We start from the raw sequence: 22,747 nt of genomic DNA on the forward strand, positions 1-22,747 counted from the left end.
ATGACCCCGATCGATCATTCAGCAGATGTGGCCACGATCTCGAAACCTACTGTTGCAGTGGTGGGTCCAGGTGCGATCGGTACAACTGTGGCGGCGGCGCTGCATGAGGCCGGTCGCACGCCGATACTGTGTGGTCGCACAGCGCGTGAGTACCTCACGCTTCGAGACGAGGGTGGGCGGATAGAAGTACCGGGTCCTGTACTCGTTAAACCGAAACATATGGACCAACCCGTAGATCTTGTTTTCCTGGCCGTCAAATCAACTCAGGTCGATGCGGCCGCCCCGTGGCTGGCGGCGTTGTGTGGCCCGAAAACTGTTGTCTGCGTGCTGCAGAACGGAGTCGAGCAAGAATCGACCGTGGCGCCTTACGCCCCTGGATGCTCAGTGCTGCCTTCGGTGGTGTGGTTTCCGGCCCAGGTTCAGCCCGACGGATCAGTGTGGCTTCGCGGAGAAGCTCGGTTGACTGTACCGGACTTGCCTGCAGCCCTGGTCGTAGCCCGCGCGATGCACGACACTCGGTGCTCGGTAGATCTGGCGGTCGACTTCACCACCTTGGCGTGGAGAAAACTGCTTCAGAACGCAGTTGCTGGCCTGATGGTACTCACCGGTCGACGCTCGGGAATGTTCGCTCGGACCGACATCGCTCGATTGGCACTCGACTATCTCAGCGAGTGCCTCGAGGTCGCTCGTGCCGAAGGCGCAAACCTGGGCGACGAAGTGCCGCAAGAGATCCTTGAGATCTTCCAAGGGCACCCAGCTGACATGGGGACCTCTATTCTGGCTGACCGGCAGGCCAACCGGCCCCTCGAATGGAGCGCACGCAACGCTGTCGTCCAGCGACGCGGATGCGCGCACGGTATCTCGACACCGATCAGCGATACAGTGGTGCCGCTGCTGGCATCCGCGAGCGACGGACCAGCGTGAATGCTGAACGTGACGGTCGTGGAGACAACGTACCGCTGCTCGCCGGCCTGCCGTCGTCGCATCTTTCGGCTTATTCACTGCTGCCCCCGGCACTACGGCCGGCGTGAACCGATTAATTTATGGCTGCACTACTCCTAATCCCATTGGCCATCCTCGCCGGGATTATCGGTGGCGTTGTCGGTACCGGCTCTTCGTTGATCTTATTGCCGGTGCTGGTCCTTCTGTACGGGCCCCAGGTCGCCGTTCCGGTGATGGCGATCGCGTCCGTTCTCGGCAACGTCGGACGTGTGATCGCTTGGTGGCGCCAGATTCAGTGGCTCCCAGTTCTCGCCTACTCGGCGACGGGGGTCCCTGGCGCTGTGCTGGGCGCCCACACATTGCTGACCATCCCCCCGGCTGTGGTCGACGTGTTTCTTGCCGTGTTCTTCCTCTCGATGGTCCCCGTCCGTCGGCGAATCCGGCATTTACATTTACGTTTTCGGGTGTGGCATCTGGCAGTTGCGGGTGCCGTCGTGGGGTTTCTAACAGGTCTTGTTCTTTCGACGGGTCCGCTCAGCGTGCCGGTGTTCACTGGGTACGGAATGAGCGGTGGGGCATTCCTCGGTTCGGAGGCGGCCAGTGCAGTCTTTCTCTACGCGGGCAAGCTCGCCACGTTCGGCAACGCTGGCACGCTCACCTCGGCTGTCGTGGTCCGTGGATTGACGATCGGAGTTGCCCTTCTCATTGGATCGTTGTGCGGACGGTGGATTGTGCAACGGCTCCACGCTCGGACGTTCGACGTCCTGATCGACGGAGTGCTCGTCGCCGGTGCGGCGGGAATGTTACTTGCGCTGCGATGAGACAGTCTCGGTCCGGCGCCGCGACCGGAGAGTTCCAACTTCGTTCGTTGCGGTCGCATCGGGAGTATCGGTGTTCATACTGCCGAGGCGACACTGCCTCTACGCTGACGACTACTCGGCGGAACGGTAAGTCCAAGTCCTATTTCCAGCTCTTACCCGGCTATGCCCGACCGGGCAGAACGGCTCGGTCACCGACACACATCCTAGGGCGGGGCGGCATCTGTACTCGATGCATAGGCGGCGATGACTTCGCCTGGTGAGGAGTGGCGTCCACGGGTCGCAGCGCCTGTATTTCGGCAAGTGAGGGCCATTCGATCTATCCAGCTCGCCAACCGGATCGCAGGTGTGCGGTGGATAGCGCTAGACCACCCGGAGCTGACACGGTTCGAGCTACAGGTGGCCTCGCGATTTCTCGCGCTTGTTCGTCTTGCGCCGACTTGCTCATACAATGCGATGCTCGGGACTCCAGCTTTGGTCGTGGTGGTCACATCCGACCGCGGCTGTCACCAGGGTCTGATCGCCTCTCGCGGGGCTAGCCCTGGAGCCCCGGTGAGAAGTCTGGGTAGCTCACTCATCGGCTTTGCAGGGGCAACCAGCTGCATCCACGGAAAGACGCGGGCGGTCCGAGCCAGAAACTCGAGCGCAGAAACAAGATGTCGAGGTTCGTAATTATGTTGTCCCTGAACAGTTGTATCGTTCCGGACGATCGACTCAGGATCGATCTGCAGCAGGCCGTCGGGTGCTACGGATCCGGCGAGAACTGCGGTGCCGCCGATGTCGAGCAGGGCGAGGCCCTGTTGCAGCGCCGCACGGGATCCGGAGAATTCGAGCAGAACATCTGTCGTTCCTGCCTCGGAAACGCTGTCCACGGAGCGCGTCGCACCGAATTGGGTAGCGAGCACGCGGCGTTCGTCGCTGACGTCGATCGACACGACGGCGGCAGCGCCCGCATCAGCGGCAACTGCGGCCGCAGTCAGCCCGAGCATGCCGGCGCCGATGATCGCGATCCGCCTGCCCGAGAGATCTCCGGCTCGCTCGGCCACGGCCATCACGGTCGCTGTCGCACACGCAGCAGGTGCGGCGAGTTCATCGGGAAGATCGTCATCGACAACGGCGATAGGCATTCCGCTCGGCAACAGAACATGCTCGGCATATCCACCCGATAGTGCCCACCCCGAATCGAGCGCTTCGTGCCCAGCCTTTCTCACTTGGCGGCACTTCGCGGTGAAGCCTCGTGCACATCGATCACAGCTACCGCACGGGAAGGTGACAGACCAGACGAGGCGTTGGCCCAGTCGAAGTTCGGTGCCGTCGATAGCCACGACTCGACCGGATTTCGCGATCAGGGTTCCGACGGTCTCGTGGCCGAGAATCGACGGGCATGGCTGCTGACGTCGTCCGCTGACGGTATGGCGGTCGCTGCCGCACACGGTTGCCAGGTCGATCCGGACGAGGGCCTCACCGGCCCCGAGAATCGGTATCGGAAGTTTCTCGAGTGTGATCGAGGCGTCACCGCGCCAGATTGCGGCGGTGGTCTCGTCGGGAACGGTGCCCTCTGCTGAAATGTCGAGAGGCTCGGTGCTGGTCATCGCGTCAATTCCAAAGGTGTGGCCGAGACGAGAGCCGGTATGTCCGCAACCGAGTGCAACAGGTGTGTGTGGCGATGAGAACCCAACTCCTGGGCAGTGCCTGCTCCGGACAAAACTCCGACGACGTAACCGACGCCGGCATTGACGCCCGCTTCCAAATCCCGGGGAGTATCACCGGCGACGAGTACTCGGGATCTGTCGGTGACCCCGGCGAGTTCCATGGCGCGGAAGATCATGAACGGTGCCGGCCTGCCGTGGGGGACATCGGTTCCGCAGACAACCCCGTCGACGGCGATGTCGTCCTCCCACCCGAGCGCACTGAGTAGCAGTTGCACGGTGGCGTGGTCGAATCCGGTGTTGAGCACGACTTTGATACCGGCGTCGCGCAGTCGGATCAGGGCGCTGTTGACACCTGGCAGCACCGTAGGCGGGTGTTCGGTGTAGGCGGCCTGCAGCCGACGGCGAAAGTCCGCCACGACATCGGCAAGACGATCGGGTTCCGGTGCGACTCCTCGTTTGTCGGTGAGCAGCGCACGAAGGGCTTCCTGTTTCGCGGATCCATGCCAGTGATTGATATCGGCGTCTGTCGGGTTCGCGCCGTGCGCTCGTGCGGTTTCCTCGAGTACTCGATAGACGCGTAGCCCTTCGTCGACGGTGGTGCCGGCCATGTCGAATACGGCAAGGTCGATGGTTGGCGTGCTCATACGTTCTGCTCCTCCAAGGTTACGGATTAATGCTGCGGGCCAAAGGGATCCGCATGTCGGGGGTGTTCTGGATCGTGAATGCGACTTCGGTGGGCCTATAGCGGTCGTCGTGGTACTCGATGACCGCACCTTCGGCGTCGCGTGTAGTACGGCGTTGCCGCAGCAGCGGCGAGCCTTTGTCGACGCCAAGCCATGCCGCATCGACCGTGTCCGCGGCTACTGCATCGATCACGTGTGATGCGGACGCGAATACGACGCCGCGAGATTTCAGGAACTCCCATTGGGAACCTGCGTCGGAATCGAATTCGAACAACAGTCGCCCGACCTGTTCGACATAGAGTGCGCGCTCGAGCATGGTAGGGACTGCGTCCAGTGTCCGTACTCGAAGGCCTTGAACCACCATGGAACCCACGTCGATGTGCAGTGCACCAGCGGCTTCCTCATCGGCGGTACGAAGGCCTAACTCCACCGTGCGCTGACCGGGAATCCGCCCGAGTGAATGGGCCCAGGACGAGTACGACATCAACGAGTCGATCGGTTGCGCCAGCGCCTGGGCGCTCACTGTCGAACGACGCCCACGACCACCTGAGATCAGACCCTCCGCGCGTAAGGTCGCCATCGCCTGGCGGATCGGCGCACGCGATGCATTCCATTCCGCGCACAGTTCAGCCTCGGATGGCACTGCTTGGCCGGGTATCAAACTTCCTCCGCGAATTCGTTCTCGAAGACTTTCGGCGATCGCCGCATGCAAAGCAGTGGTCATGCACACAGACTCACATGTAAGTACATGTAGGTCAAATCGACGAATGAAGAGATTTGCCGATGGTGTCTAATGGGTGAACAGAAGTAAAAAGGATTGCGGTATAACATATTTGAGGTTGCGTCGACAATAGTTTGCGGCCAAGGTAAATGGCATGACAAGTTTGCGTCTGCAGCAACTGACTTCATCATGTCCGTGACCCGGCACCTCATCGACGTGGTTACCACCAAAGACCTGGTTATCGCCTACGAACGACACGGGCACCGCGGTAACCCCCCGATTGTCCTTCTTCACGGATTCCCATATGACGTTCGCAGCTACGACGAGGTAGCGCGGATTCTTGCCGCTGGGGGCGGCGAAGTGTTCGTCCCATACCTTCGCGGCTTCGGACCCACCCACTTCAATCGATCCACCACTCTCCGCTCCGGCCAGCAAACTGCGTTGGCCAGCGACCTCATTGCGTTGATTGAATCCCTCGGCCTCGACCGGCCAGTCGTGGCGGGTTACGACTGGGGCGGCCGAGCGGCGACTGTGACGGCGATACTCAGACCCGATCTGATCTCCGGTCTCGTGAGCGTCGACGGGTACAACGTGCACGATCTGGCCAGCGGTGGGCTACCGAGCTCGCCCGACCAGGAACGAAAGCTCTGGTACAACTACTACCTTCACTCCGAACGGGGCCGTCTCGGACTCGAACAACATCGCGAAGCGTTCGCTCGCCTGCTGTGGACGGAATGGTCACCCAGGTGGATTTTCACCGAAGAAGCCTTCAAAGCGACAGCTCCCTCGTTGCACAACCCGGACTTCGTCGCCGTCGCCGTCCATTCCTACCGACACAGATTTGGTCTCGTCGAAGGCTCCCCGGAGCGCCAGGCCGACGAGGACCGCGTCGCAGCGCTTCCTCAGATTCATGTCCCCACCGTCGTTATCAGCGCACTCGACGACGGACTCCGAGAACCGAAGCCGACATCCGAACATGCAGAGCGCTTTTCCAAATTGATCGCCGACGTACGCATCCACGTAGGCCACAACCCTCCACAGGAATCCCCAGCAGACTTCGCAGAGGCCATCGCCCGTATCCGCTTCACCGATCGATGATCGTGCGTTGTGCCTGCATTTGAGGACTGCGCAACTTTCCCACATTCGAGATATGGACAATCATCATGAACAGCAGCATTTTTCGGCGGGTGGCCAGCACCACCGCGACATTGTCGGCCGCCGTCCTGGTCCTCGCCGGATGCTCCGGCTCCACGGCGGCTACTACCACCGAGCAGGGTTTCCCCGATACGATCACCCTGGCATCCATTCCCGGAGAGAACTCGACAGATCAGCGGTCCAGCTATCAACCTGTCATCGAGCGATTGCAGCGTGAAACCGGCGCGAAGGTCGACTTGGTGCAGGCCTCGGACTACGCCGGCGTCGTCGAAGGCCTGATCGCGGGCAACGTCGACATCGCATTCTTGGGCCCGTTCGCTTACGTCGTGGCAGGTGTCAACGGAGCTCAGATGACACCCCTGGGCGCGGTCGTCAAGAACGCGGGAGCGACACCGGGTTACCACTCCTACGGAATCGTCCGCTCGGATAACTCGTCGGTGAATTCTCTTGCGGATTACGCAGGCAGGAAGGTCTGCTTCGTCGATCCCAGCTCCACCTCGGGATTTCTCTACCCGTCGGCGGGACTCATCGAGGAAGGAGTCGTGGCGTCCGGCTCCGAAGGTGACATTTCGGCCGGTGTGACGCCGATCTACGCCGGCGGACACGATGCCTCCGCGCTCGCCGTGAAGGCGGGAGACTGCGACGCGGGTTTCGCATTCGACACCATGGTCGACCGGACGATGATCGACAACGGGGAACTGCAACCAGGTGACCTCAAGACCGTATGGACATCGGAGACCATCGCCGGGCAGGTATTCGTCGCCAACAACAAGCTCGGGACCGATGCGATCGACAAGCTGCAGAAGATATTCACTGAAAGCATGAATTCCGATGCCTTTGTTGCCGACGGCATTTGCTCCGAGGAATGCCGGATCACCGACGATCACGCGTGGGGTGTCGTACCGGCCAAGGACAGCGACTACGACGGCGTACGTCACGTCTGCGATGTGACCGGCTCCGAGAAGTGTCGGGGCTGATCATGTCCGGGCCTATCGATCGCAAGAATATCGTCGTCAGCGCACACGACGTCACCAAGAAGTTCGGTTCCACTACAGCGCTGAAGAACGTCAACCTCGACGTGCACCGCGGTGAAATGCTCGTTCTGCTGGGTCTTTCGGGTTCAGGCAAGTCGACGCTGCTGCGCTGCATCAACGGCCTGCACCCGATCACGTCGGGAAGTATCACCGCCCTCGGCACTCGCGTCGATCTAGCCAACCGGAGGGGCATGCGTGAGCTACGCAAGAATGTCGGCTTCATCTTTCAGCACTTCAACCTGGTCGGGCGTCTGAGTTGCATCGAAAACGTGCTCGTCGGCGCCCTCGGCCAGTTGAAGATTCCGCGCTACGGCGCAGTGACCTACCCCAAATCGATGCGCGCGGAGGCACTCCGGTGCCTCGACCGTGTCGGCCTTGCCAGCTTTGCCGAGCGCCGCGCGGACACGTTGTCCGGTGGGCAGCAGCAGCGCGTCGCGATCGCCCGCACGCTGATGCAGCGGCCGAGCATCGTCCTCGCTGACGAACCGGTCGCCTCGCTCGATCCTGAGAACGCGGGCATCGTCATGGACCTGTTGCAGCGGGTGTGTACCGAGGAAAAATTGACGGTCGTGTGCACCTTGCACCAGGTAGATCTCGCACTCGGCTGGGCGCATCGACTCGTCGGTCTTCGAGATGGGGAGGTCGTGCTCGACCGCCTCGCAGCAGGCTTGTCGCGTGAGGACATCATGCCGATCTACCAGCGAATCATCTCAGGCGACGTGCGGACCGGGGCCACGTCGACATGACCGTCACCCGGCAACCGAGAACCGAGCTGCAACAACCCGAGAAACGGCGACGCTGGCTCCTTATGTCGCTCGGTGCGATCGCAGTGGTGCTGACACTTCTGTCGGCCAGGTACATCGACTTCGCGCCCGCGACGCTCGCCGACGGAGTGGAAGACGTTCAGCGATTGCTCGCACGCATGCTTCCACCGCGTGTCGACGACCCCGGCCGGATCGTCTCCCTGGCCTTCGACACGCTGCTGATGGCGGTCCTCGGTACTGTTCTTGCCGCAATGGTCTCTGCGCCACTTGCTTTTCTGGCCGCACGAAACACCACACCGCACCCCGCTGTGTACACCGGGGCGCGGGCCGTCATCACGTTCTGCCGCGCGATGCCCGATCTGTTGTTCGCGATCCTGTTCGTGCGGGCTCTCGGAATCGGCGTACTCCCCGGTATTCTCGCGCTGGCGCTGCACTCGATCGGCATGCTCGGCAAGCTGTTCGCCGACGCCATCGAGGAATCCGACAATGGCCCACGCGAAGCGATTCGCGCGACCGGCGTCGGGTACGTGCGGGAGATGGCCAATGCAGTTGTCCCGCAGGTCGTTCCCGCATGGATCGGTGTCTTCATCTACCGAATCGACATCAACCTGCGGATGTCCGTCGTCCTCGGGTTCGTCGGCGCAGGCGGAATCGGCTTTGCGCTGCAGGACGCATTGCGGGGGCTAATCTACCCGAGGGCACTGGGAATCGTTCTCGTAATACTCGTCGTCATCGCCGCGATGGAGTTGGCGGCCATCGGCATCAGGCGGATGCTCCTCGTCTCCTCCGAGGCAGGTACACGGCGTGATCGAGCTATGAAAATCGGTGCCGGTGCGGTACTGCTCGGGTTCACGGTCGCCTCGTTCGTCGTGCTCGACATCGATCCCCGATCACTGCTGACCTGGATCGGCCCGTCGATCGAGGTGTTCGGGCGCATGGTGCCGCCGGACTTCTCCGCGCTCGGCGTCGAACTCGTCGACGCTGCTGTGCAGACCGTCGCGATCGGTGTCGTTGCCACAGCGCTCGGTGTCGTGCTGTCGATTCCCGTCGGAATTCTCGCGGCTCGCAACGTAACTCCCCATCCGGTGGTCTACTGGGTCGCGAGGGCGTGGATTCTGCTGGTACGTGCTGTGCCCGAACTCGTCCTTGCCGTCGTGTTTGTCGCTGCGCTCGGGCTGGGACCGGTCGCGGGCACCTGCGCCCTTGCTATTGGTTCGGTCGGTTTCCTGGGCAAACTCGTCGCCGACGCAGTCGAGGAAATTGATCCGGGACCACTCGAAGCGATGGCGTCCGTCGGGGGTGGATGGTGGAACAAGATCGTGAATGCAGTTGTCCCGCAAGCGGTGCCATCGATAGTCGGTTCGAGTCTGTATCTACTCGACGTGAACATCCGGACCTCGACCATCTTGGGTATCGTCGGAGCTGGCGGCATCGGGTTCCTGTTATTCGAGTCGATACGCACACTGAACTTCGACGTCGCAGGCGCCATCGTTCTCGTCATCTTCGTCGTAGTTTACGCAGTCGAAAGGATTTCCGGATGGATCAGATCACTCCTCGTCTGACGAGTCGCATGCCGTCGACGCACTGTTCTGGCAACCTCATCACGCGAGCAATCGGTGACGCTACCGTTGTTCGGTGCATGAGGTTCTGGCAACCTCATCACGCGAGCAATCGGTGACGCTACCGTTGTTCGGTGCATGAGTTCATCGAGTAGTCGACCGAGCGAAGGAGACTCGGACCTGTCCGAGGGAGCTGGATCTCCCTAGTCCGAGATTCGACCTTGGTCTCAACAGGTCAACGCATCATTACTGGTGAGATGTAACGTCGACCTGTTGAGATCAGATCTTTTCCCGGGCCGGATCTGCCGATTTGCACGAATCTCGAACGTCATGTGCAACTCCTGACGAGGTCAGGTGATGCAACGATCCATGGAACTCATGCGACTTCGACACCTACGTTCACCAACTCGGTCCTGATGCCACCGCATCTGTCGTGCGGTGATCGCTCCCGCCGCGCTCCGGCCGAACCGGGGTGGCTGCCGTGGGCCACCGACGCCCCCACGGTCTGTGTGTTTCAAGCTTTCTGGGACGGAGCAGTTTACGGGCGCAGCACACCACCACACGGAGTCGTCGGGCAGGCGGCGACGGCTTGTTCGGTGACCTGATTCCACACCTGAAATCGGGTGGCCATGTCGGTGGGGTGCTCGGTGGAGTTCACCCGGTGGCGGGCGGTCGAAAGTGCGGGAAATCCGACTGGAAACGGCCAGAAACCGTTGCACTGAACCGACAGTGTGGAACCCTTCATCGCGCGTTCGCGTTGCCTGGTCGGTTGACGGGATTTTTCGCACCGATTATTCAAGTGTTTGTTTTGCCGGTGCTCCGCTGTCGACATCGTCTTCCGGTGTGCAACCTGGTAACTGCGAAGTTTGTCGGTGATCGGTACCCGTGACTGACGGCCTTATTTCAGAAATTTTCTGAAGACCTGGTCGCAGCTCTACCGTTCCGCTTGCCTTCGATGAAAATGTCGAGCACATTGCCGTACTGAATCTACCGCCCGCCACAGGCACTTTCGGACTTCACCGACCGTGGCGGACACTTCGTCGAGATTCCATTTGTCGCCCGGACGAGGTGCTCTCCGCCGAGGCCGGCGGGCGAACTCGGGCCCGAACCGGGCGTACTCGGGCCCGAACCGGGCGTACTAGGCGCGGGTTGTCTGCAGGTCACCTCGATCCCACGCTTAGCCATCAGCAGTTCGATGTCGCGAAACGGCAGACTGAACCGGTGATACAGCCACATGCAGTGGGCGATGATCTCCCGCGGAAACCGGTATCCCTTGTCCGTCGACGACACCACCGCATCATCCCAGACCAGCCCATTTCAACAACTTGACGACTCCGTTCGGGCGGTACGGATTCGCGTTTGTCGGATGTACCTCTCTGATCAAGATTTTGATGCCCGTGGTCATGCGTTGTAGACGACGAACACCTTGCGTACGGTCTCGGTGACCGTCCACGTGCCTTTCCATCCGATTGGGAAGATTGCGCTCGTACCGGGCAATGAGATGTACGGGATCGCCGTCGTCCTCCTCGACGGTCATGGCGCCGGAGACGATGGTGATGATCTCGCCGCGTGTGAGGAACTCCCACCGCGACTTGCCTGGTTCGCTCTCCCAGACTCCGGATTGAACGCGGCCGTCGTCACTGGTGAATTCGACGTCGGCACGCGTGATGATGTCTCCGGTGAGTGGCTCGGCGCTGGGTTGTCCGAGCAGTGCTTGCTGAAAGATCCCGCTTGCGCTGTCCAACTCTGCGGCGCGGAAAGAGATAGTCACAATGCAATCCTGACTTTCGTAACTCGTGTACTGAATAGGGCTCATCGATAATGTCGCGACCTGCAGGGCTGCGATAGGTTCATATGTCGCATCTTTCAACGGCCTAGTCGAACAGCTGGCGAAAATACCGATCACCCACAGTGGCAACGGCGCTGTGGTGCTTCAGACGGGGAAACTATGTCAGCTAGGTGTAGCGATATTGCTGGAGGCTGAAGTAGCCAGGCTGACCTTTTGCGGTGGAACGGAAGTTGGAAAACGGACTGCCGATGGAAAGGCGCAAGTCTTGTGACACATGGAATGCCGCGGTGTTTATTGAAGGAAGCCGCGATTGGCGAGGCAGTGGCGGAGACCCCGATCGCTCACCTCGCTGCCCATTTTCTGTCAGTCCCTTTGCCGCTAAGTAGTCTTGGGTCGCACGCCCGCCCCGGTGTACTGACACGGCAGAGCTCCCAGAAAGCAGAGGGTTGTGGCCGCGATCGAGTCGACGCGACGAAATTGAATGGTCTACTCGCGCATCATGGTCGGGTTGCGGACCCGGTGGCATCGTCATTGCTTGTCGTAGGGCGCAAGATTCCCGCGGAACGCAGGAACTGAATCGCCGTCGGTTCGTCCAGCCGAAAGGCAGAACTGGTCGAAACAGCCCGGCACCGTCGTAAACCAGGAACGTGCCGTTCATTTCGGATAGGTGTTTGATAGGCGTCCTATGGGGTGAACGCTGTCAACGAGGTGATGAAGCGCTCGGCTGTCGCGTCGACCTCGGCGTCGGGGGTGAGCAACCGCTGCAGCAACAGTCCTCGCAGACATGCAGTTGCGATGATGCTCTGCTGCTGTGCATCCACCACTGTGAATCCGTCGCGAAGGGCTGCCGCTTCGAGGAGGTGTGCCAAGTCGTCGAGGTTGGTGACGAAATCTTGAAATGCGTTGTGCTCGTACACCGCAAGTCCGACCAGGTGAAAAAAGGCACGGCTTCGATCTTCGCGCTCGGCGTTCGAGTAGAAGCTCCAGATCGCCCTGCACAGAGCTGTGAATCCGAGATCTTTGCCGATTTCGGCGATGGCGAGGTTGTCGCGGCGGCGCGCTTCCGACAGTACGGCAGCAAGGAGACCCGGTCGTGATCCGAAGTGATAGGTCAGAAGCGTGTGGTGCACTCCGAGTCGCTCGGCTACTTGGCGCATCGACAGCTTCGGGCTCGGGCCGGTTTCACCGAACTCGTCGAACAGTGCTTGTAGCAGTCGCTCTCGACCCTCCCCAACCGGCGATCTCACATTACCTCCATTGACGAATTCACCACTGTTGAGTACCGTACCTCATATCGAATTCACCAGTGTTTAGGAAAGAGGTTTTCTAATGCTCGGGAGGTCCCTTTGACTGACGTATGGTTTGCCGGCGGCATGGTCGCGGATGGATCGGGTACCGACCCGGTCGAAGTCGACGTGTGCGTGAGCGACGGCATTGTCACCGCGATCGGACAGGCGCCGTCGGGTTCGACGACAATCGACCTCGACGGCATGCTTCTGACTCCGGGGCTCATCGATGCCCATGTCCACCTGGGCATTTCGAGTCCGATACGACGACAATTCGGGTTTGAGCTCTCGGCAGCCGAACTGGCAGCGGGCATCTTCGCCACCGCGGGCCATGCCCTCGACGCGGGCTTCACCACGGTGCGAGACACCGGTGGCATCGACGGCGGAGTCGTCGAGGTCATCGCGAGCGGCAAGGTGCGTGGTCCGCGCGTCCTCTCGTGCGGTCCTGTGCAGTGCCAGACCGGTGGACACGGCTACTACGGGGCCGCATGGGAGCCGACCGAGTTGTGGAACATGCACCACATTCCAGGGCTCTGCGCCCTGTCCTTGATGTCGGGCAATGCCGACGAGCTACGACGCAATGTGCGCGAGTCGTTCCGCCGAGGTGCAACATTCTTGAAACTGTGCGTCACGGGCGGTGTCGTCGGGGGCCATGACCGCCTCACCGACACACAGTTCACCGTCGAGGAAATCTCCGTGGCAGTGGAAGAAGCAGCGTCGCGCGGCACCTACGTCACGGTGCACGCGCACAACAATGCGGGCATTCGCAACGCAGTGCGGGCCGGTGTCCGGTGCGTGGAACACGGCACCGACATCGACGAAGAGACTGCCCAGTTGATGCGAGAGCATGACGTGGCTCTGGTCCCCACCTTCGCCGTTCTCGAGCAGTTGACGGACACCGAAAGCTTGGACCTGGACCCCGCAGCACGAGACCGTGCCGCCGGTGCCCGTCAGCGCATGGCCAGAGCGCTCGCGGTCTCTCGCGCAGCAGGCCTGAGGATCGGCCTGGGCTCGGACCTCATCGGGCCGCACCAGCAGCGCCGAGGTGAGGAGTTGCGCTTGCGGGCCGAGTTGGAGTCGCCGATGCATGCTCTCGTTTCGGCCACCAGCGTCAACGCCGACATTCTCGGTATCGGGGACACCGTCGGGACGATCAGCGTCGGTATGCAGGCGGACATGGTTGCCTGGCAGCAAGACCCGCTCCGAGACGCCAAGGTGTTCGCCGATCCGGACATGGCTGTTCTCGTCGTGAAGGCCGGCCACGTAGTGAAGGGAGAGGTTCGATGAGCGCAATGTTGCATGGTTGCCTTGCAGATACGGAGTACTTCGAAATAACGGCGAAGTCGGGGCACAGCTACGGCGTCTGGGTGACCACACCCCCCGGCTACGCGGACTCCACGGATCCCTTACCGCTGATCTACGTGATGGACGGCAACTTGGTTGTAGGTCTTACCGCCCCGCTCATCGTCACACAGGCAGACCCGTATCTGACGATCGCCCCGTACATCCAGGTCAGTGTCGGATATGCCGGTGAGGAAGCCGCCAACTGGGCACGGCTCCGCAACCGCGATCTCGTGCCGCCTGGGGAACCGGTAGGCGAAGAAATGACGGCCACTCTTGCCGCTGCTCGCGACTCTGGTGCAATGACCCAGGAGTACGTGGACGCCTACCTCGAGGAGCTGGCAGACACCCACGGGGACGTCTTCCTCGACTTCCTGACCAACGAACTCCACCCTCGCCTGTACTCGTCGGAGCTACGTGTCAGCGAGTCCGGGCACGGACTCTTCGGGTACTCGTACGGAGGCCTTTTCGCCCTCTACGCATGGCTGCGCGACGCGGCCCCGTTCGCGACCTTCGGTGCGGGTAGTCCCGGAGTTGTGAACGCCGACAGCCAGATTCACACACTGGTCGAGGCACTGCCGGAGCGTGGCGTGGGCTCAGTTGTGCCGAAGTTGCACGTCACGCTGAACGAAGTCGAACTGACAGGGCCCATTCCGATCTATCGCGGACTGGCACGTAACGTTCTCGCCGTCGTGGAGCAGTTGCACGGCAAGGGACGGTCGCAGGATGTTTCGACCGCGGTGTTGCACGAGACGCACGTCACCGGGATACAGGCATCGTTCCTGAGCTACTTGAAGACCTCCCACGCGCGCTAGCTGGTTTCGGAAAGCGCTAGCTGTTTTCGGAAGGCGATGCCGATGGTGAGTCGCTCGATGGGGGCGACTCACCATCCGTGTCTGTGTGGGACGGTAGCGATCAATCCCCTCGTGGGCGGCTGCCCCTCCATCGCTAGGCGACCAACTAACGATCAATCCCCGCAACTGGTAGATAGCCGGTGACAATGCCTGAGTACCGGCTTCTGATGAGCTTTCGTTGCTCAATCACACACCGAGTCTCTGTTGCGGGTATAAGCAGTTCGACAACCTACTCGTACCGAGATTTACGTCTTGCTGCGAGTCACGCAACGGAGTCAGCCGAATGATTCAACCGATCCAGAAGATCGTTTGAGGTTCACCCCGGAGGGTGGACACCGAGATAGCGGGACCAACAGTTCCGCTGGAAGGATGTCCTCATGTCCCGCAAGCGCAGGTCGTTCACGACCGAGTACAAGGTCGAGGCCGCCCGTCGGGTAATCGATTCCGACCGAACCATCGCCGAAATCGCCCGAGAACTTGGCATCAACGAAGCCCTGCTCGGACGCTGGGTCGCCTACGAACGCCGGCGGATCGAGGCCACCGCAGCATCCGGTGACCAGCCGCTCACGACCGCGGAACGCACCGAGCTGGCATGGTTGCGCCGGCAGGTTTCCGCGCAGGAGAAAGACATCGCGTTCCTGAAAAAGCGTCCGCGTATCTCGCGGCCAATCAACAAAAATAGAGCTCTACGCGTTGATGTCCGCGCGGAGTGCGCGAACTCCGCAATTCATCGTATGGCACGCCTGCTCGAAGTATCGACCTCCGGTTTCTACAAACATCAAGGTCGCAGTGTGACAACCCGATTGGACGAACGACAGCGACGTAGAACTGATCTGGAGATGAAGCTCCTCGCGATCCACCGGGAGTCGAAAGGGGTATACGGGTCACCTCGGATCACCGCTGAGCTCCGCGACGGCGGCGAGGTGGTCACCGCGACAACGGTTGTCAAGATCATGCGATCGGTCGGTTCGTCGGGATGCCCCCAAGCACTTCGTGCAGGGAGGTACCCCCGCCCACGCACGTTCAAGGTCCGCACCACCGTGTTCGATCCGTTCGCATCGTTCCCTGAGGATCTGGTGCAGCGCCGGTTCGATCAGGGGTGCCTCGATGCGGTGTGGACCTCCGATATCACCTACCTGACCTGCGGTGAGGACGATATGTATCTCTGCGCGATCAAGGACGAACATTCCAAGAAGTCCTCAGGGGGGCGGTGGCCGATCACATTGCGCAGCGAGCTCGTTCTGGATGCTCTGGACATGGCGGTCGCCGAACGTGGCGGCGATGTCACGGGCACAATCATGCACTCGGACAAAGGGACTCAATTTACTGCAGGGATCATGAAGCAGGCGTGCGAGCGCTACAGGTTGCGGCGTTCGATGGGTGAAACCGGCATATGCTGGGACAACGCTGGCGCGGAAAGCTAATGGTCGGCGTTCAAGCACGAGTACTACTACTACTACTACTACTACTACTACTGTCACACTTTCGCGCCTGCCGCCGAATTGGTTGCTGCGGTTGACTACTGGATGAACTTCTACAACACTCGGTCAGCACTCCGCGATCGGAATACTCAGCCCCCAAAACTATGAACAGTGACTGGTCGCGCCCATCTTGGCCGCGTAACAACTGTCCACTTTTCGGGGTGAACGTCAGTTGACGGCAATCTCATTCGGTGCGGGTAGGGGATTGGCCGCATCGAGACCGAACTTCGCAACCTTGAAGGCTACTCGAGTAGTGCCGAGCTCGACCAGATTGATCTCGAGAAAGTGCCGCCCGGAGCCTCCATTGTGTAGGAGTGAACAAGGTTGTGCACTGTGGCGAGCGCGAGGCGGTGATTGCGAAGTCGGTGATGATGACACCACGTTCGACGGTTCGGCAGATGGTATTGGCCGACGAGCTCGGTAGGCAGCAAGCCGGGTCCTGGCATGTGAGGGGATCAGGCATATGCTGAATGGCAATGGTTTTGCGACGTCACGATCACCGATGTCGCTCGGAGGTGACGTTTTCTCGAGCTGGATCGTGAGGACCTCATTTAGCTACTACGCAGTCTCACGGTTGCAACGAGTCTCGTCGCTGCCGAACGAGGAACCTGTAGGTGCGATGTATGCCTGGTTGCAGGCCGAGCGAAGACGTTTCCGGGTCTCATGTGCTTCGGCATGTAGCGAGCTTATGGTGCGAAAGTTAGTGGCATCACTATCATGTGTTCAGATTGCCGCGGACGAATTTGGTCATATGTTGCAAACCGGGGAGGGAGCTCGTACAGTTCGACCATGGCCGGAGAACTACAGCACTTGGTGGACACCACCGGGCGCCGACTCGACCGCTCCGTTGCGATCGATGATGCACAGATCCGTCTACTCGCGTACAACTCGCATGACAGTGCCGTGGATCCAGTCAGAATGAATTCCGTTCTACAGCGCAATGTTTCACGCGAGATCGTAGACTTCATCTACGCGAGCGGAGGCCGTGAAGCCCTCGATCTCTTCACTGTTCCCGTCAACGAAGAACTAGGGCTGACCCTTGGCCGGGTCGGGATGCCGATCCGGTACCGCAATGCGCTGCTGGGCTTCGTCTGGCTGTTGACTTCGGAGGGCGACGTTGACGAGGATCAAGCCGAGGTCTTGAGGCGCACGGCTGACGCGGCAGCGACGATTCTTCACCGAGAACAGTTACTGGACGAGTTGTCTCGAAGTCGGGAGCGGGAACTTACTCGTGACGTACTTTCCGGCGAGCGGTCGCTGCGCGAGGACGCGGCAAACAGGTTGGCCGAGGGGGGCTTGTTGGCTGCGGGTCCAGCAGTCGTGGTCACTATGTTGCTCCGTCCTGTCGACCGGTCGACATTGACCGAAAGAGATCGTCTGAGTGTTGCCGTCGGCGTCGATCAGCTTCGTCGGAGACTCCCGCGGAACAGTGCAATCCAACTCGACCGCCCCGACCACAGTTTGCTCATCGTATCGGTGGCGGAACATTCGACGCCTACCGATCTGGACTCGCTGATCGTGGCAGCCCAAAAGCGAATCTTGTCTGAAAGTGGGCGCCAGAACATCGAATGTTGGGTTGGTATCGGTGAACCGCGAACCTCGGTTGCACACGTGCGCGAATCCTACGAAGAGTCCAGGCGTTCTGCAGATGTGGCCCAGGTCGTCAAGGTGCTCGGAAATGTTGTGCGGTATCGAGATCTCGGCGTCTACGGACTTCTGGCCGAACTGTCGGAGGATCGACTCGAGAACAGTATTCACTCAGGTTTGCAGTCCTTGCTCAGCCATGAGGACACCAAGAGTGAGGCCCTTCTCGCGACGCTGGAGAGCTTTTTGGACAATGCCGGTGACGTAAAGCGAACGTCCGAGGCGCTCTGTGTGCATCGAGGGAGCTTGTACTATCGTTTGCGGCGAATTCAGGAGATAACACGCGCAGACCTGGCAAACGGCGACGACCGGTTGGCCTTGCATTTGAGCCTGAAAGTCGCGCGGCTGTTAGACCTCCGATGACCGAGTTGCGCTAAAGGTCTTGTTGCAGAATTCATTTCAACTTGTGAATCTTGTCGAAGTAATCGAGAGGGAGTGCACAGCCTCCGAGGTCAACTCACGGGAGATCACCGCCTCCTCGACGGCGCCGGAGGTTCGCTCTTTGTTTCGCTCCGTGCAAGCGCCTCTGGGGCGGGTGGCGCTCACGGGGTGATCTCGAATTGCTCTGGGTTTCCGAAGATCCGGATCACGTCGGTCGAGCCGTTGCTGTACTCGATTAGCCAGCACAACCCGTTCCGCGAAGGAACCACCATGTTGATCGATGCCTGCCGGTCACAATTCCAGCGATCCTGTCGGCTGACCTGGATCCGGTGGCCGACGTACCGCACGGCGATATGCCGATGCTGTGTTGGGTATTCGTCGAGCAACCGATCGGTGACGTTCCGGCCGGGGGCGAAATTCGTGTGAGTCACTGCTCCCTCCGCGCTTCTAGAAAATGTAGTTCAACGAGATAGACGTAACCATCTGATGGTCGAGGCGGGCGATGGAGAAATCCACTGTCGTTCGGTTGTGTACGTGGGTGTTTTCTCCCTGTTTTTGGTGGCGTTTTCCTGGATGATGTGAACCGTGAGCACCATTTTCGATGCCAGCTGGATGCCGTTGCTGATCCGTGAGGCCTCGGCAAAGCGTTTGGTCGAGCATCGGCAGCAACTACTTGAGTCAACGAAAGCGGATCCTGAAGCGGTCGAGAGGGAACTGCAGATTGCGCTCGAGCTCCGCTCGAAATTAGTGTCGACACGTCAGCAGGCGGACGAGCTTTCGGTTCTGAACGACCTCGCCCGTCGCCTCGCGTCGCTGCACCGCCCGCGCGAGGTGTTGCAGGAGGTCGCCGCACAAGCGCGGCGACTCTTGTCGATGGATCTCACCTACATCCTGCTTCTGCAAGACGACGGGAGACTGCAGATCGAAGTCGTCGAGGGCTCAATGGGTTTGGGTCTGCGGGGACTCGAGCTCTCGCCGGGGCAAGGACTCGCCGGCCGGGTGTTGTCTACGGGGCAACCGATGTGGAGTCAGCAATACCTGAACGATGACATGTTTCTTCACGTCGACAACGCTGACGCCGCGGTCCTGGCCGAACACCTCGGTGGAGTTCTCGGTGTTCCGCTGATGGCAGGCAGCGAAACTATCGGAGTCCTCGTGGCCGCTGGCCGACGTCCACGCACCTTCCCAGACCGAGAGGTGCAACTGCTCGCTGCGCTGGCCACCCACGCAGCGGTCGCAATCCAGAGCGCAACGCTGTTCGAGCGTGCCGCAAAAGCTGCTGAGAGACTGGGGGCAGCCAACCGCCACCTCGAAGCGACCATCGCTCAACGCCAACGCTCCGCTCAGCTTCGGGAGAGCCTAATGGCAGAAATTCTCGCGGGAAGCGGCACTGATGGTGTTCTCGCCAGGATCGAGAAGTTCCTGGGGCAACCGGTTTACTTCCTTGTCGAGGAAGATCCCGGACCTCGCAGCCGAGCAATCGCCAGCTTGATCGGAACAACCGAAATGTGCGCACTGTTCACCGACACCGGCGTCCCTCTCGTCAGTGTTGACGGACCAGTGGGCTCCGCACTCGCGGCGCAGGTCGCACTGCCGACTGGCTACGTCGGATGCCTGGTCACCGCTGACAACGATGATGTCGACGACATTCGCGGAATCCTGAGTATCGGGGTCACCTCCGTCGCGTTGGCGGTCGCCTCGGAGCGCGCTGTTGCAGAGGCAGAGTTGCGCACCCGAGGGGAGCTCGCACACGTGTTGCTGTCCGCGGGATCGGATGAGCGGACCGCAAGGCGCCGTGCCCGCGCCACCGGGCTCGACATCGATGCGGTGACGACTCTGGTGGCATTCGATCCAGGTGAAGCGGACACGTCCTCGTCGGCGGTGGCCCTGGCCAATCGGGCCGCCACCCGGATGGCGAACGAGCTAGGCGGATGGTCGTCCGAATACGACGGTCGTGTCATCGTGCTGATATCGCGGATCCCTACCAGCGAAGTGGTGGCACGAGCCGGTACGGCCACCGGCCCTCGCGGCCGATACACGATCGGCGTCGCCTCCACCGAAGGGGGCGTGCTCGGGCTAAGGCGCGCTCACGAGATGGCCCTCCAGACGGCCCGGGTGCTCCACGGACTTGGCCGGGCGGGGGAATGCGCTCAGGCCGATGACCTGGGCATGTTCCGCTCACTGTTCAGTCAGGCCGGCAGGAACGAGGTCTCCGAGTTCGTCGCGACGACCCTTGGGCCGTTGCTCGAGCACGATAGTTTCCGCCGGGGTGACCTGACAGTGACCTTGTCGACTTACCTACAGGAATCCCAGCACCATGCCCGAACATGCGCGCGGTTACACATTCATGCCAACACCCTCTACCAGAGGCTCGAGCGGATCACCGCCCTGCTAGAGGAATCCTGGCGTCAGCCGGATCGGACCCTGGAATTGCAGATGGCTCTGCGCCTACGGGAACTTGCACGATTAACCAGTGACTGAGCGGACCGTCGTGAAAATGCCAGAGTCAATCCGCGTCGACAGAGCGCGGGTGACGGACTAGTCGACGGACACGGACACTGCCTAATCGATCATCGCGGCTGCACCGGCGACGGCAAGGAGCCGTTCGAGGCCTTGACCCAGCGCCGTCATCCGCCCGTCTCCGACGCCAGGTCCCGATCGTATGCCAGGCCCCGAACATCACATGGGCGTCGCGTTAAGTGATCCACACCCAAACCGCGACATCCAAACATTCTCGCGCGCAAGACACTACGTGTTTGCAAGGGCCGCCCTAGATGACCCATGCGACATGGAAAGCGCTGCACGGTTAGGATCTGGGGCCGAGACCAATTCTGCGCGCGTGTTGGTCGGTGAGCGCGTAGGCCTCATGAACGTGGGCGAACGTGTTGCGCGTCGTCCCCCCGGCTCGAGAGCTGGTGCGAGTGATAGGTCAATGCACTCGAAGTGCCGAAGCGTACGCAAGACCCGTCGTTCACGAGTGTCGTAGTGACTGCGATCTGTGTTAGTGGCGCGGCTGCGGCGACCATCCGACGAGGAGGAAGTCTAGGCCCCACGTGCCGGGATGAGTTCTGTGATGCGGACGGTCGCATCAATTGTCATGGCCTCCAAGGTAATCCCGTATCGTCACAGAATCGACGGACGGACCATCTATGAGAAGTGTCAAAATGTGGAGATTATCGCTATGTATTTGTTGGTTGTAAGGAGAGGAGAACTGATGAAACTCACATGCTGCGCAGTAGCAACGGACTCTGACTTCAGTGCGAAAACGGGCAAGAGTGTTAAAGGGGGCGAGGACTTTTTCGATGTGCCGCAGCATCATCGGCGTCGGCACGGAGCAGAGACCCTGCGGCACTTCGGAATGCCGTCCTCGGTATGCGGCGGCTGGCTGGGCGCACGAACAACCGATGCACTTCGTCACTGTGGGCGGACATGCCCAATGTGAGGTGGACCCCCCTCAGTCTGCTTGATGTGGTCATAGACGGCTTTGTCGGGCTGCTGCCCTGATCGGGACCACGAACTGAGAACCACCAGAGTTTTTGTCCCTGCGACTCGACCGTTGGTGCGGAGCAGGTTGACGACGCGCTGGAGGTCGTGGATGTTCGCGGCGCGGATACGGACGATAGCGTCCGGGTCGCCAGCGAGTGTCAGAACTTCCATGACCTCGGGGATCTCTTCGGCGAAAGCCAGAATCATACTGAGTTCCAAGTTGCCGGCGACCCGCAGTTCGAGGACGGCTTCGAGCGCACCGTCAATCTTAGTGGGATCCACCCGCACGGTGTAGCCGTTGATCACTCCGGTTTCTTCGAGACGGTCAATACGCCGTTTCACTGGTGCGACAGTCAGTCCCACGCGATCTGCGATGTCGCGGACTGTTCGGCGCCCGTCTTCTTGGAGTAGGCGGATGATTCCACGATCGATGTCATCGAGCACCGCATGACCATGCACTAAATTGCTGAGATTGGCAAAGTTGTTGCACCGCAGGGCCTGAACAGTTGCAGTTTCGCCACTTCATAGAGCATCTATGGAGCGTGGACATTGCTCTGGATGGCATCCGGCGCTTAATGTCGGCCGCACTGTCGGCTACCGCCGAATTCTCTTATCCTCCAGGGGGATCTAGATGTCGGAGCATCATCTCGTGGTCGTCGCGGGTCCGGGTCCCGATGTCCCGGCTCGGGTGGCTGGACTGCTGTTACCGATGGACGTGGAGATCATCAGCCTGCAATTCATCCGACAATCAGACCCGGATCGGTGGCGGATCCAGTTGGCTGTACACGTTTCCTCGGCGAACCGACTTGAACTCCTCACCAAACGTCTCAACCGACTCGTCGACGTTGCGCAGGTCATCACTGTGGGATCCCGCGGACATCTCAGGCAGTCCATCTATATGAGGTTGCGGCCAAATCCCGTCGATCTGGTGCGCATCGGTGAGTTGACTCGGATCTTCGGCGCGGAGACTCTCGAGCTCAGCAACAAGGGAATGGCGTTGTGCTTGACTGCCACGCCCGAGCGGTGCGCCGATTTCGAGTCGATGCTTCGTCCACTCGGTGTCGTGGAAATCATGACAAGCGCGGTGTCGGCCTTTCGGGCCGGATCTCCAGCGGTCAGTTCTGATCCCCGACCCGCGGCATACGCGAATTGACTTA

19 protein-coding genes and 1 pseudogene are annotated in these 22,747 nt (G+C 60.6%); 12 read left to right on the forward strand and 8 right to left on the reverse strand.

All coding sequences use genetic code 11. The features are described 5' to 3' along the window. Nucleotides 1–924: an oxidoreductase gene (locus ABIE52_RS02300; protein WP_192713413.1), complete on the forward strand. Its 924-nt coding sequence runs from the start codon at nucleotides 1–3 to the stop codon at nucleotides 922–924. Between the two features lie 119 nt (nucleotides 925–1,043). Next, the gene (locus ABIE52_RS02305) at nucleotides 1,044–1,763 is read left to right on the forward strand and encodes a sulfite exporter TauE/SafE family protein (protein WP_192713414.1); all 720 of its coding nucleotides are present in this window, start codon (nucleotides 1,044–1,046) and stop codon (nucleotides 1,761–1,763) included. A 503-nt stretch (nucleotides 1,764–2,266) separates the two neighbouring features. Here ABIE52_RS02305 and ABIE52_RS02310 read toward each other — a convergent pair. Genes ABIE52_RS02310 through ABIE52_RS02320 form a run of 3 tightly spaced genes read right to left on the reverse strand, consistent with a single transcriptional unit; the run spans nucleotide 2,267 to nucleotide 4,819 of the window. Next, nucleotides 2,267–3,352: a zinc-binding dehydrogenase gene (locus ABIE52_RS02310; protein ID WP_192713415.1), complete on the reverse strand. Its 1,086-nt coding sequence runs from the start codon at nucleotides 3,350–3,352 to the stop codon at nucleotides 2,267–2,269. Then, nucleotides 3,349–4,056 (reverse strand): phosphonatase-like hydrolase, encoded by a 708-nt coding sequence (locus tag ABIE52_RS02315; RefSeq protein WP_192713416.1) that lies wholly within the window; start codon nucleotides 4,054–4,056, stop codon nucleotides 3,349–3,351. Before ABIE52_RS02315 ends, ABIE52_RS02310 begins: the two co-directional genes overlap by 4 nt. 19 nt (nucleotides 4,057–4,075) lie before the next feature. Then, entirely contained in the window at nucleotides 4,076–4,819 is a 744-nt protein-coding gene (locus tag ABIE52_RS02320; protein ID WP_192713417.1) for a GntR family transcriptional regulator, read from the reverse strand. Nucleotides 4,820–5,005: 186 nt separating this feature from the next. Between ABIE52_RS02320 and ABIE52_RS02325 the strand changes: the two genes are divergently transcribed. The 4 genes from ABIE52_RS02325 (at nucleotide 5,006) to phnE (ending at nucleotide 9,331) form a co-directional block, all read left to right on the forward strand. Further along, on the forward strand, nucleotides 5,006–5,914 hold the full coding sequence (locus tag ABIE52_RS02325; RefSeq protein WP_192713418.1) for an alpha/beta fold hydrolase: 909 nt from the start codon (nucleotides 5,006–5,008) through the stop codon (nucleotides 5,912–5,914). 65 nt (nucleotides 5,915–5,979) lie between these two features. Further along, nucleotides 5,980–6,948, forward strand: a complete 969-nt coding sequence (locus ABIE52_RS02330) for a phosphate/phosphite/phosphonate ABC transporter substrate-binding protein (RefSeq protein WP_192713419.1) — start codon at nucleotides 5,980–5,982, stop codon at nucleotides 6,946–6,948. A gap of 2 nt (nucleotides 6,949–6,950) precedes the next feature. Continuing rightward, on the forward strand, nucleotides 6,951–7,751 hold the full coding sequence (phnC, locus tag ABIE52_RS02335; protein ID WP_192713420.1) for a phosphonate ABC transporter ATP-binding protein: 801 nt from the start codon (nucleotides 6,951–6,953) through the stop codon (nucleotides 7,749–7,751). Beyond that, nucleotides 7,748–9,331, forward strand: coding sequence for a phosphonate ABC transporter, permease protein PhnE (gene phnE, locus ABIE52_RS02340; RefSeq protein ID WP_192713421.1), 1,584 nt, complete (start codon nucleotides 7,748–7,750; stop codon nucleotides 9,329–9,331). The genes phnC and phnE overlap by 4 nt, the downstream gene beginning before the upstream one ends. Before the next feature lie 535 nt (nucleotides 9,332–9,866). Here phnE and ABIE52_RS33995 read toward each other — a convergent pair. The 3 genes and pseudogenes from ABIE52_RS33995 to ABIE52_RS02355 form a co-directional block, all read right to left on the reverse strand. After that, a pseudogene (locus ABIE52_RS33995) lies at nucleotides 9,867–10,564 on the reverse strand (IS6 family transposase). Between the two features lie 61 nt (nucleotides 10,565–10,625). Next, a complete protein-coding gene (locus tag ABIE52_RS02350; protein ID WP_354541419.1) occupies nucleotides 10,626–11,099 on the reverse strand; it encodes a cupin domain-containing protein in 474 nt (157 codons plus the stop codon). A 701-nt stretch (nucleotides 11,100–11,800) separates the two neighbouring features. Further along, a complete protein-coding gene (locus ABIE52_RS02355; RefSeq protein ID WP_192713423.1) occupies nucleotides 11,801–12,364 on the reverse strand; it encodes a TetR family transcriptional regulator in 564 nt (187 codons plus the stop codon). 99 nt (nucleotides 12,365–12,463) lie between these two features. On the opposite strand from ABIE52_RS02355, the gene ABIE52_RS02360 reads away from it, so the two are divergent. The 4 genes from ABIE52_RS02360 (at nucleotide 12,464) to ABIE52_RS02375 (ending at nucleotide 18,086) form a co-directional block, all read left to right on the forward strand. After that, nucleotides 12,464–13,690, forward strand: coding sequence for a metal-dependent hydrolase family protein (locus ABIE52_RS02360; RefSeq protein ID WP_354541420.1), 1,227 nt, complete (start codon nucleotides 12,464–12,466; stop codon nucleotides 13,688–13,690). Continuing rightward, nucleotides 13,687–14,559 carry an alpha/beta hydrolase gene (locus ABIE52_RS02365; protein ID WP_192713424.1) on the forward strand — a complete coding sequence of 291 codons (873 nt, stop codon included), beginning with the start codon at nucleotides 13,687–13,689 and terminating at the stop codon, nucleotides 14,557–14,559. The genes ABIE52_RS02360 and ABIE52_RS02365 overlap by 4 nt, the downstream gene beginning before the upstream one ends. Before the next feature lie 416 nt (nucleotides 14,560–14,975). Continuing rightward, a complete protein-coding gene (locus ABIE52_RS02370; protein WP_192713425.1) occupies nucleotides 14,976–16,022 on the forward strand; it encodes an IS3 family transposase in 1,047 nt (348 codons plus the stop codon). An 846-nt stretch (nucleotides 16,023–16,868) separates the two neighbouring features. Next, on the forward strand, nucleotides 16,869–18,086 hold the full coding sequence (locus tag ABIE52_RS02375) for a PucR family transcriptional regulator (protein WP_192713426.1): 1,218 nt from the start codon (nucleotides 16,869–16,871) through the stop codon (nucleotides 18,084–18,086). 179 nt (nucleotides 18,087–18,265) lie between these two features. On the opposite strand, the gene ABIE52_RS02380 is transcribed toward ABIE52_RS02375, so the two are convergent. Continuing rightward, on the reverse strand, nucleotides 18,266–18,535 hold the full coding sequence (locus tag ABIE52_RS02380; RefSeq protein ID WP_192713427.1) for a hypothetical protein: 270 nt from the start codon (nucleotides 18,533–18,535) through the stop codon (nucleotides 18,266–18,268). 154 nt (nucleotides 18,536–18,689) lie between these two features. Between ABIE52_RS02380 and ABIE52_RS02385 the strand changes: the two genes are divergently transcribed. After that, the gene (locus tag ABIE52_RS02385) at nucleotides 18,690–20,585 is read left to right on the forward strand and encodes a helix-turn-helix domain-containing protein (protein WP_192713428.1); all 1,896 of its coding nucleotides are present in this window, start codon (nucleotides 18,690–18,692) and stop codon (nucleotides 20,583–20,585) included. A 933-nt stretch (nucleotides 20,586–21,518) separates the two neighbouring features. On the opposite strand, the gene ABIE52_RS02390 is transcribed toward ABIE52_RS02385, so the two are convergent. Beyond that, nucleotides 21,519–22,034 (reverse strand): Lrp/AsnC family transcriptional regulator, encoded by a 516-nt coding sequence (locus tag ABIE52_RS02390; RefSeq protein WP_279218640.1) that lies wholly within the window; start codon nucleotides 22,032–22,034, stop codon nucleotides 21,519–21,521. Nucleotides 22,035–22,221: 187 nt separating this feature from the next. Between ABIE52_RS02390 and ABIE52_RS02395 the strand changes: the two genes are divergently transcribed. Then, nucleotides 22,222–22,743, forward strand: coding sequence for a hypothetical protein (locus tag ABIE52_RS02395; protein WP_192713429.1), 522 nt, complete (start codon nucleotides 22,222–22,224; stop codon nucleotides 22,741–22,743). The last annotated feature ends 4 nt before the right edge of the window (nucleotides 22,744–22,747 follow it).

Source organism: Rhodococcus sp. OAS809 (genome assembly GCF_040546695.1).
Taxonomy (GTDB): domain Bacteria; phylum Actinomycetota; class Actinomycetes; order Mycobacteriales; family Mycobacteriaceae; genus Rhodococcus_F; species Rhodococcus_F qingshengii.